Consider the following 10,239-nt stretch of genomic DNA (forward strand, 5'->3'; position numbering starts at 1 on the left):
TGTCAAAGCAAACTTAACCCAGCAATGGAGATGCAGAAATGCAAAATTACGTTTTCCTTCTTAATGCCGATCGAACACCTTTAGATATGATTCATTCAGCGAGAGCTAGAGAGCTTCAGTCTAAAGGAAAAGCTAAAGTTTTTCGGCAAGTTCCCTACGTTTTAATACTGCAAAATCAGATTTTAAATCCTGTCACTAAGCAATATTCCATCAAGATCGATCCCGGAGCAAAATGGACGGGATTCGCTCTTCAGTGTGGCGATGAAATTCTGTTTCGGATGGAGATGCAGCACCGTGGCGACACGATCGAATCTAATTTGCTTCGTCGCGCAGGATTTAGGCGGGGAAGACGTTCCCGCAATCTGCGATACCGAAAGAAACGGTTTAACCGCACCAAGCCGGAAGGATGGTTGGCACCATCACTGAGGCATCGCCTTCAAACGGTTGAAACTTGGATTAAACGGTTCATTCGGTACTGCCCCGTGACCTGCATTGAAATCGAGCAAGTGAGGTTTGACACACAGAAATTAATCAATCCTGAAATCGACGGAACCGAGTATCAACAAGGCGAGTTGATGGGTTACGAGATGCGTGAATACTTGCTGCAAAAATGGGGCAGAAAATGCGCTTATTGTGGCGTGGAAAATGTTCCGTTAGAGGTGGAACATATTCACCCTAAATCGAAAGGTGGCAGTGACCGAGTGAGTAACTTAACGCTTGCTTGTCACACCTGCAATCAGGCGAAAGGGGATCAAGATGTTCGTGATTTCCTGTCGGGTAAACCTGACTTGCTCAATCAAATATTGCAGCAGGTGAAGCAACCGTTAAAAGATGCTGCTGCCGTCAATTCGACCCGATTTGCGATTGTCCGCGTCGCAAAAACGCTTTGTGAAAAGGTGAACTGTTGGACTGGCGGTAGAACCAAGTTCAACCGCTGCTCTCAGGGACTAGAAAAATCTCACAGCATTGACGCTGCCTGTGTGGGGGCATCAGGCGAATCCATTAAGCTCAAAACCAATCAGCCCTTGATTGTGATGTGTAAAGGTCATGGTAATCGGCAAGCACGGCGCGTTAATGCCTCTGGTTTCCCGGCAGTTCACAACGCCAAGGAAGTGTTTCATCACGTTACCGCAGGTGACATTGTCAAAGTTTTTATATCAAAGGACAGAAAGAAAGTGAAAGCTGGCATATATACGACGCGGGTGAAAACCCCGACAAAGAAAGGCTGTGAGGTTTTGATCGATGGAAATAGAATCAGTTTAAAGAACATGAATGACATAACTTTTGTCCACCGAAATGATGGTTACGGTTATGGGTACTAATACTACCGCTTACTCACATTTACTCCAATATAAGGCTACTAGATGCTATGACAGGGAATTAAGAAACCGGGTTTTTAATCGTATATACCTGGCGATACACGGATGATTTGGGTGGCAAAACCCGGTTTTTGCGTCTAGGACTATCCAGCATCAGATTTGTTTTTCAACTCCACCGCTTGAACTTAACCACCGGTTGGACTCCCCGATATGGGAAAAGCACCCGGACGTACTTTAATTTTCTGAACTTGACCGAAACGGTTAATTTCCACTTCGAGTTCTTTGCCCACAGCAGTGTTTTCCACCCGTTCTTGTACGTCCCCGGGAGTGTTGACCGCAATTCCGTCAATTTTTTGGATGACATCTCCAGCGCGCAAGTCGGCTTGTTTGGCAGGGGAATTTTCCACGACTCTCGTCACGGCTACGCCTCGATCGATCGTAATTTTATTATCGAGTTGTTTGTTGACTTCTGCCTTGGTGGCGGGAGTCAAGCTGAGCATTTGAATGCCGAGATAGGGATGTTCTGCTTTACCTTTGGCGAATAACTGATCTGACACTCGTTTGGCGGTTTCGATCGGAATTGCAAATCCCAAGCCTTGAGCGTCGGCGCGAATGGCGGTATTGATGCCAATTACTTCGCCTTGGTCATTCAGTAGCGGGCCGCCTGAATTACCGGGGTTGATGGCGGCGTCGGTTTGGATGAACCGGACTCGTTTGTCGGGGATGCCGACTTGGGAACTGGTTCTACCCGTGGCGCTAATAATGCCCACAGTCACGGTATTGTCGAGACCTAAAGGATTGCCGATCGCGATCGCCCACTGTCCGGGTACAATATTGTCCGATCGACCCAAAGTCACCTGCGGGAGTTCCTTGGCATTAATTTTCACAACAGCAACATCCGTCAGCGGATCGACGCCCTGCACTTTACCCTCAAACTCGCGGCCGTCTTTGAGCGTCACCTTCACAGTATCCGTCCCGGAGACAACGTGAGCATTAGTCACGATGCGGCCATCAGGAGTGAGAATAAACCCAGAACCCGTACCGCGCTTGACTCGTTCTTCCGGCTTGGGCAAATTGTCCCCAAAAAACCGGCGAAACAAAGGATTGTTGAAAGCTTCGGGGACTTGATTCGTTACCTTAGTCGAGGCGTCAATGCGTACGACAGCAGGGCCGATTTTTTCGGCTGCTTCAGCAATAAAATTGGGATTGCTGCGATCGACTGGGCGATTTTCCTGAACAGGAGGAGACACATAGGAGGGGATTTGCTGGCGCACCACGGGCAAAACTGATCCGGTTTCTGGATTGTTTGAGCCTTGTAGATAGCGATTCCCCAACCATCCGATGCCTCCCCCAACAGACAGCAAAGTGACATAAAGGGTCAACTGCTTAAAAGATAAACTCATATTTAACAACTCCCGCTGAATACCTCATCCCCGCAGACACGTTCGGCATTAAGCATTTTTGTCTTGGCGACGGGAAGGAAGCGGGGCGGGGCGTACCACTTCCTCAAGAACATAGCTGTTAGCAAGCAGGCACAACAGGGGCATCACGGGCAAAAATTGCCTGATTTGCCAAAAACGACAAAAACTAATAATTCTTCTCATCGTAACTTGGCTTAGCCTGGGATTTACAGTCTGGGGTACGGCTGGAGTTTTCAAATAAGCCTTTTCACTCGGCTAAAAAATTGTCAATTGTCCGAAATGAATACTTTTTTCTGTACGCAATGAGTTCTAAACGCCTATTTTGGGTCATTTCTGCACTGATTTGCTCGATCGCCCCTGTTGAAAAAACGGCGGCAAATCTTCCTCCCGGCGCACCTTTAGAAACCCCCAACCCCGCCCGCGATTGCCTGGGGGCGGCTTTGGCTCGATCGCGCCGCCACATCGCTCTCCAGGGCGAAACGGTAGAAAGTATAGCGCGACAGTACAATGTGCCAACAGCGGCGCTGATTGGGATAAATCCGATGTTGCGGGGAGGTCGAGTTAGTGCCGGAAGTGCGATCGTCATTCCTCCCTACGATGGCAGGCTCGTAGAAGTGCCTGCGGGCTGGAATTGGCAAAAATTGGCCCAAGTTTATCAAGTCCCCGCAGATTTGCTATTTGAGGCGAATGGGTGCAGGTCTTTGGGACAAACGGTGTTTGTGCCAAAGGTGAATAGGTCGATCGTACCTTCGGTAAATCCCGATGCAACATCGTTGGTGCAAGGCTTCCCGCTCCCCGCCCCAGCGGTGGAAGGTTTGCGTTTCGGGCGGCAGTGGCATCCGGTACGTCGTGAGTTTTTTTTCCACAGCGGTGTAGATTTTTTGGCGGCGGAAGGTACGCAGGTTTTGGCTGCGGGCGGAGGTACAGTTGCCTTTGCGGGGCCGCAGGGGGATTACGGGAATTTAGTTGTCGTGAACCATCAAGCGGGGAAGCAAACGCGCTACGCTCAATTAAGAGATATTGCGGTGAAAGTCGGTCAAAAAGTTCAGTTTGGAGAAGTTTTGGGAAGTGTGGGGATGACGGGAAAACGGGATATTCCGCAATCTCACTTGCATTTTGAAGTTCGGTACAATTCTGGTTCTGGTTGGGTGGCTGAAGATCCGTTGGTTTATTTGCAAGCTACTCTTAAAAAATAGAATTGGTGGTTGAACACGCAATTCAACCACATATATTTTTTTTATGAGATAATTTACTCCCAGCCCTTGGCGAGATTTGAATTGCACCCCCTCACTTAATTAATGAGTTTACGACATTCCAGCCCATATATCGCTCATCTCAGAAGACTTGTTTCCGCATCTGATTGAAAAACGAGTTCTTCGCTGTAAGCTGTAGACAACAAGCAGACTCAACGAGCGAAAAATGAGCGAAAAATGAGCGAAAAATCTAAATCAGTCACCGTTAGCACCTGGGGAGACTACCTAATTGGCTATGAGCGGGTTCTGGATTATCTGAAGGAGGCACAAAAAGAAAGCCCCAAAGTGGTAGCGTTGAAGAAAGATACCAAAGCTAAGGGGTCTTACATCACCCTCCAATTCAAACTGGGTGACAAACCATTCAACAAGTCCTGTGGGTGCAATCTGACGATGCAGGGTGTCTCCGACGCTCTGAAGAAAGCGCATCTAGTCGCTACCGCGCTAGAATCACTTTCTAGCGAGACAGAGTTCTGGAGTTGGTACGACGATGTAATCTTAGGAAAGAACGTCGTCAGGAATGACCTAATAACGTTTGGTGAGGCGATCGCAAAAGTAGAAGCCGGATACTGGGACGGATACACTAAAAAGCGTCAGAAGCGAGACAAAGAAAATGCTTCGCATCTATCTATCTGGTATGACGCATACGGGCAATATTACAAGCTGCTACCGCAAGATACAATAGTAAACCTCACCGACGTAATGTCAGTTATTAACAGCAAGAAAACAGGTAGTAAAACTCGTCAGACCTGTTTGTCCGTGATGAAAAAACTTGCCGAAACTATTGGCGACTCTCGACTGCGTGAGGAGTTAAGCAATATTGACGGCAAGCAAACCATTTATCGTGATGACTTGCAAGCTGTATCAATTGAGGATTTCTTGCAACTACGCAACGACGTACTAAATATTCCCGCCAATGACAAGCGATACCATTTAGAATCTCGAAAAGCTTGGTTATGGGTGTTCTCAATGCAGATAGTGTACGGTCTGCGAGTGCATGAAGTGTTTGCCATTCAGAACGTAAACCAACCGTTTAAAACCAAAGATGGTGCTACTATCCCCGCATTGAGTGACCCTATAAACACAAAAATGATTGCCGTAGTAGGGGATAAAACTGCACTGAATACCACAACCAAAACAGGCTACCGCTTGACTATTCCGTTGTTACCCCCTACTCACGCTAACTTGATAGAGCAACTAGAAATCAAGTCAGCCAAACTGCCGGAACTCAACCTGGTTTCAACTAACCCTAATACAATAGTCGGAAAATACAACAAATCGGCTCGTGACCGCTTAGAAAGTTGGAGCAAGTTTACCCAGACTCACGCATTACGACACCTGAGTAATCTTAATGGAATGATGAGCGGGATAAGTCTTGAAACTCGCGCTATGAGCTTAGGTCATAGCCCAACAATGAATGACACAGTTTATAAAAGACGACAGACTACCCAGACCACTATTGACTTACTAACCAAGTCAGACAACCAAGCTATTCCACTAAACTCTGCTATCAAGGTGCTTAAACAACTAGGGGCTGACGCTAAAATGATTGCTTATACGGCTAGCATCTACAGCGTCAGCCCTGACAAAATCACCGAACTGTTAACCGACATCTAACCTCTACATCGGCTATTGGGCGCTATGAAATAAAAAACCCTAGGGGCAACCTACGAAGACGGGATTTGACACTCCCCAACCTAAAGGTGTGGGGATTCTTAATTCATCGACTGACCTTTAAGCGCCATGTCCTTGCGGCAGTTCTTAAACCTTTCAACCGTACAATAGTACAAATTGACGAGCCTAACTCACAGCAACCCCAGAGGGTCTATCTCCAAAAGCGTACTAGGATACAAGCCTAGAGTTTGGGTATGCCCTACCCTACTTAACAAATCAAGAAAGTTCTTTGTTTTTACTGGTAAAAAGGATGCGTTGACCCTTTAGCTGTTTTAAGAGTTTTCGCTGCTCTGCGTCCCCCGGTTTATACCTAAAAGTGTGTCTTAACTGTTTCACGATGGTAAAGGAGTTTAACCTTGACTATTATAGTATACTATACTTCTTTCTAGTTTACGCAATTTTTTAGGAATAGATCCTAGAAATTAAAGCTGTCCTAAAAGGACGGGGTTTTCAACCCAGTTTTCTGATAAATCTTAACATTAGGGGCAGTTATGCTTTTTTTTGTTAAACTGATAAACAAAATTATCGAAAAACGTTAATCGGGATTAGCTGATATTCTAAAAATGTCAAGGCATAAGTCTTAGAAAGCCAAGCCCGTAATGAGATTTGAACTCATGACTTCCTCCTTACCAAGGAGGTACTCTACCACTGAGTTATACGGGCGTAAAAAATTAAAAACTTCCCATTAAAAAATTTAATTGTTGATTTTTAACTTTTATGTGAATTGTGGTGGGCCGGGCTGGATTTGAACCAGCGTAGGCGTAGCCAGCGGATTTACAGTCCGCCCCCATTAACCGCTCGGGCACCGACCCATTTGTACCCACAGTTAAACATCCTAGCAGATTCTTCTTTTTTTGCAACATGACATTTAAAACTCTAATCATTCAAGACTGAACACATAAGTCATGTCGCGTCCGATCGATTACCATAACAAAAACAGTTCGCGCCTGTAAGTCCTCCGCCGGAAAGCGGACTGAAGTCCGCACTACGAACGGAAAGCGGACTGAAGTCCGCACTACGAACGGAAAGCGGACTGAAGTCCGCACTACGAACCTTACAAGAAACAGGTTACAAGGAATATTTTGCTAAAAAACAGGTTTCTGGCCACCTGTGTGTCTAGGATTCTTATAGCACCGGAAGTCTGGGTTCAGTGGGAATTCCTAATTTACTAATTCGCCAGTTTCTTGCAGGGAGTGCAGGCGGCGGTAAATGCCTTTTTGGTTCAAGAGTTCGTCGTGGCTGCCAACTTCGACGATTTTACCGCCGTCGAGTACGACGATCGCATCGGCTTCGCGAATTGTACTCAGGCGGTGGGCGATAATTATGGTGGTGCGCGTACCGAGGATGTTCTGCATAGCTAGCTGGATCGATCGCTCTGACTCATAATCCAAACTAGAAGTAGCTTCATCAAAGATTAACACGTCCGGATCCACTAACAGCGCCCTAGCAATGCCTAACCGCTGTCGCTGACCGCCAGATAACCGCATTCCCCGTTCCCCGACAACGGTATAGTAACCTTGGGGCAACAAGTTCACAAACTCATCAACTCTGGCGATGCGACAAGCTTCTTCAACCTGGGCGAAAGTTGCTTTCGGGTTGCCGTATGTCAAATTATCCAGCAAACTACCGTTAAACACGTCTACTTCTTGGTGGACAATGGCTAAACGCTTGCGGTAGCCAGTGACATTTAAACTGGAAATATCCTCGCCGTCGATCAGAATGCGGCCGGAGTTAGGCTCAAAATATCGAAACAGCAGTTTCACTAATGTTGATTTCCCCGAACCCGATCGCCCGACTAATGCTATGGTTTGACGGGGATGAATCAATAAATTGATATCCTGCAAAACTGGCTTTTCGCGATCGTACCCGAATGTCAGCCCGCAAAACTCAATTTTCCCGCTAAATCTATAAGACGAAGCAGATACAGCATTTTCAGTTGCTAAATTCACCGCATCAATACCGTCTGGTAACTGCATAAACTCGTGGAAGCGGATCATTGAAGAATAGCGGCGGGCAAATAATTCGGCGATAATACTAATCGGGCGCAGTTGCGAATAGGCCATACTTGCCAAGGTGTAAACCGTAACAAAATATCCCAGAGATATTTTACCTGCGACTGTTGCTGCTAGACTAAAACCGAGAACTGAAAACAGGCAAAGCTGGACGATTGCTTGTCGGTATGTCCCCAGGATGACGTATCCTTTGTGAATGCGTTGAATTACAACTTTCAACTCGCGATCGAGTCTGGTTGTTTGCTTTTTTAGTTCGTTTGTTTCAGTGGCAAAAGCTTTGACTGTTTTGATGTTTGTAATAATTTCTGAGTTGCGACTTTCGGTATCTTCGATGTATTCATCCAGAATTTCTTCGCGCCGAGTCAGCCCTTGGAGGCCTTTGAGGGTGAAACTGAGGATAAATACGAAGGAAATTGAAATTAATAAGCCGATGCGCCATTCAATTAACCAAATAACTGCAAAGATGCCGATTAAGCGGACGACTTCTGGGATGAATTCAGCGGCAATTTCTGGGTATGTCCAAGTATGGTTGGCGATGCCTTTGGCGATGCGACTGGAAATCCGACCGGCGTTGTTTTCGTCGTAGAATTCTAAGGGTAAGGTGAGCATTTTGCCGATCGCTCCTTTCATCCAATCCCGCCTTGCTCTCAAGGGTACTACCCAATGGAACCAATTTCCCATCCAAAGTTCTATGGGTGCTTTGACGACTGTTACCACAAAAATCAAGCCCAGCAAGACGGATAGCGATAATATCTTGCTGGGTGACTGCTGGGTAAGTGAGGCGATCGCTGCGATCGATTTTTGCGTTACTGTATCTGGAGGTCGATCGGACAATACGTTTAATAGTTGTCCGATCGCGTATGGTACAGCTAAATCCGCGATCGCAAACAGGCTGGATGCACCGATGCTGAGAACTGAGATTTGACTGTAGCGGGTGTAGTATTTAAGGATGTCCCGAAAACTTGCCATAAATTTTTGTTGCGATACAACCCTTGCAAACACTTGAGTCTGATAACTGCGCGCGATGGCGCTTGAATTACAAGTATACTACAAAAGTAATTATTCGGGGAAATCGATCGGGAAAATCTGAAGCAGCTCAGCTCGTTTAGGAGTGCGATCGCAGATTTGGGATAAATATTATGGGGAAGGGGCGATCGAATGAAGCAGATCGATCGCCAGCGATGATATTTTAAGCGTTGATACAGGAACAGAAAACCACGGACTAACGCAGATTAACGCAGATAGTTTCAAGAAGAGCGATCGAATTAATCCAATGCTGAACTTAGTTGGAGTGTCGCAGAAGTCCTTGTACTGGTACTTTTGGGCAGTAATTGATTGAGGGCGCCACACAAGTATTTTTTCACGGTGTCCCTGCTTGCACCCACCCCACTCGGAATGGTAAAGATCATCTCTACATTTAACAGGTTGCCATCCTGTGAGGCAAATACATCGATCGGCAAAGCACGCTGAAATGCGGTTGCGGGATTTTCCGCTTTCATGGTACCCATACTTACATCAGTGCTAACAGTCTTGATGCCCTCGCGAGCTAAAATGGGTCGCAATTGGGAAAATGCTTTTTCTACCGTTAACCCCTCAACCTGAACGCGCGCCGAAAATGCAGCGCCATTGAAAAAGTCTCCCTTTTTTTGGAAGCTTTCTTCGCAGGTGGTAGCAAAAGCAGGGGTGGCTAAACACAGAAGAGCTACGGTTAAGACAGTCGATCGCATATTAACTAAGTTACGAGTTTGAAACCGTTATCAAGACCAGGATAAGCACCGTACAACTGTTTGGCAAGTGCTATCTGAGGGCAAAAAAATACAGAAGACAGAATTTGCTTAAATTCTGTCTTCTGACAAAAGCTTTCTAATTTTTAGGTTTGAGCAGTCTGTTAGCTGAAGGCGTAGGCTGATTGCAGCGCCCACCAGATTAAGACGGCGATGCCTCCAGCAATGACGATCGCTGAAATGGCGATCGCGATCGGGCTGTCAGCTCCCTTGAACTTCATGATTCCGCGATTTAAGTCTGACATGAGCAGTGTTCTCCCACAATTGCAGCTTGATTGTAGCTTTGCCCTCGGCGGATCGCGGTCAAAAGCACTGCAATTACTGATTTTTTTAACAATCTGCTTGCTGCAATTTCAGGCGGGGTGAGGCATTCGGGTGCGCCCCAGCGAGTTTATGAAAAAAACTTACAAAAAACACTTGACAAATTCCGAGCAGTGAGGCAATATTATTAATACCGCAGCAAATGCGGGTGTAGCTCAGTGGTAGAGCGTCACCTTGCCAAGGTGAATGTCGCGCGTTCGAATCGCGTCACCCGCTTTTAAAAATCAAGAAAACCAGGAAGACTAAGCCGGAAAGTATAGCGAGAAGATATCGCATATACTCCTAACGGTTGTTGAAAACACCTAAGTTAGTGGTAAAATTGATTGGATAACTGGCAAGTCACAATAGCCGATCGGGCGGGCGATCGGTATGCCTCTAATCATTAATTTATTGGACAAGACTGGACAATGCGTACATGGCGATCCATAATACTAATATGGCAAAGTACGTGAAACCAA

Annotated in this window: 7 protein-coding genes and 3 tRNA genes; 4 read left to right on the top strand and 6 right to left on the bottom strand. The window is 46.4% G+C overall.

Features of this window, described 5'->3' with window-relative positions; all coding sequences use genetic code 11:
- Positions 1-38: 38 nt before the first annotated feature.
- Positions 39-1,322: an RNA-guided endonuclease IscB gene (gene iscB, locus JGK36_RS29130; protein WP_293198850.1), complete on the top strand. Its 1,284-nt coding sequence runs from the start codon at positions 39-41 to the stop codon at positions 1,320-1,322.
- 182 nt (positions 1,323-1,504) lie between these two features.
- On the opposite strand, the gene JGK36_RS29135 is transcribed toward iscB, so the two are convergent.
- Entirely contained in the window at positions 1,505-2,722 is a 1,218-nt protein-coding gene (locus JGK36_RS29135) for an HhoA/HhoB/HtrA family serine endopeptidase (RefSeq protein ID WP_293185453.1), read from the bottom strand.
- A gap of 320 nt (positions 2,723-3,042) precedes the next feature.
- Here JGK36_RS29135 and JGK36_RS29140 point away from each other — a divergent pair, with 320 nt between their 5' ends.
- Positions 3,043-3,936, top strand: a complete 894-nt coding sequence (locus tag JGK36_RS29140) for a peptidoglycan DD-metalloendopeptidase family protein (protein WP_293198852.1) — start codon at positions 3,043-3,045, stop codon at positions 3,934-3,936.
- Positions 3,937-4,170: 234 nt separating this feature from the next.
- Entirely contained in the window at positions 4,171-5,607 is a 1,437-nt protein-coding gene (locus JGK36_RS29145) for a hypothetical protein (RefSeq protein ID WP_293198854.1), read from the top strand.
- A gap of 648 nt (positions 5,608-6,255) precedes the next feature.
- Here JGK36_RS29145 and JGK36_RS29150 read toward each other — a convergent pair.
- From JGK36_RS29150 to JGK36_RS29170, 5 genes are all read right to left on the bottom strand, one after another.
- Positions 6,256-6,327, bottom strand: a tRNA-Thr gene (locus JGK36_RS29150).
- A 64-nt stretch (positions 6,328-6,391) separates the two neighbouring features.
- Positions 6,392-6,476, bottom strand: a tRNA-Tyr gene (locus tag JGK36_RS29155).
- Between the two features lie 348 nt (positions 6,477-6,824).
- On the bottom strand, positions 6,825-8,645 hold the full coding sequence (locus tag JGK36_RS29160) for an ABC transporter ATP-binding protein (RefSeq protein ID WP_293192609.1): 1,821 nt from the start codon (positions 8,643-8,645) through the stop codon (positions 6,825-6,827).
- Between the two features lie 296 nt (positions 8,646-8,941).
- A complete protein-coding gene (locus JGK36_RS29165; RefSeq protein WP_293185448.1) occupies positions 8,942-9,403 on the bottom strand; it encodes a hypothetical protein in 462 nt (153 codons plus the stop codon).
- A 161-nt stretch (positions 9,404-9,564) separates the two neighbouring features.
- Complete coding sequence (locus tag JGK36_RS29170; protein ID WP_293185447.1) at positions 9,565-9,705, bottom strand: hypothetical protein; 141 nt, start codon at positions 9,703-9,705, stop codon at positions 9,565-9,567.
- A 220-nt stretch (positions 9,706-9,925) separates the two neighbouring features.
- Between JGK36_RS29170 and JGK36_RS29175 the strand changes: the two genes are divergently transcribed.
- A tRNA-Gly gene (locus JGK36_RS29175) sits at positions 9,926-9,997 on the top strand.
- Positions 9,998-10,239: the final 242 nt, after the last annotated feature.

Source organism: Microcoleus sp. PH2017_35_SFW_U_B (assembly GCF_020737865.1).
In the GTDB taxonomy this organism is placed as follows: Bacteria; Cyanobacteriota; Cyanobacteriia; order Cyanobacteriales; family Microcoleaceae; genus Microcoleus.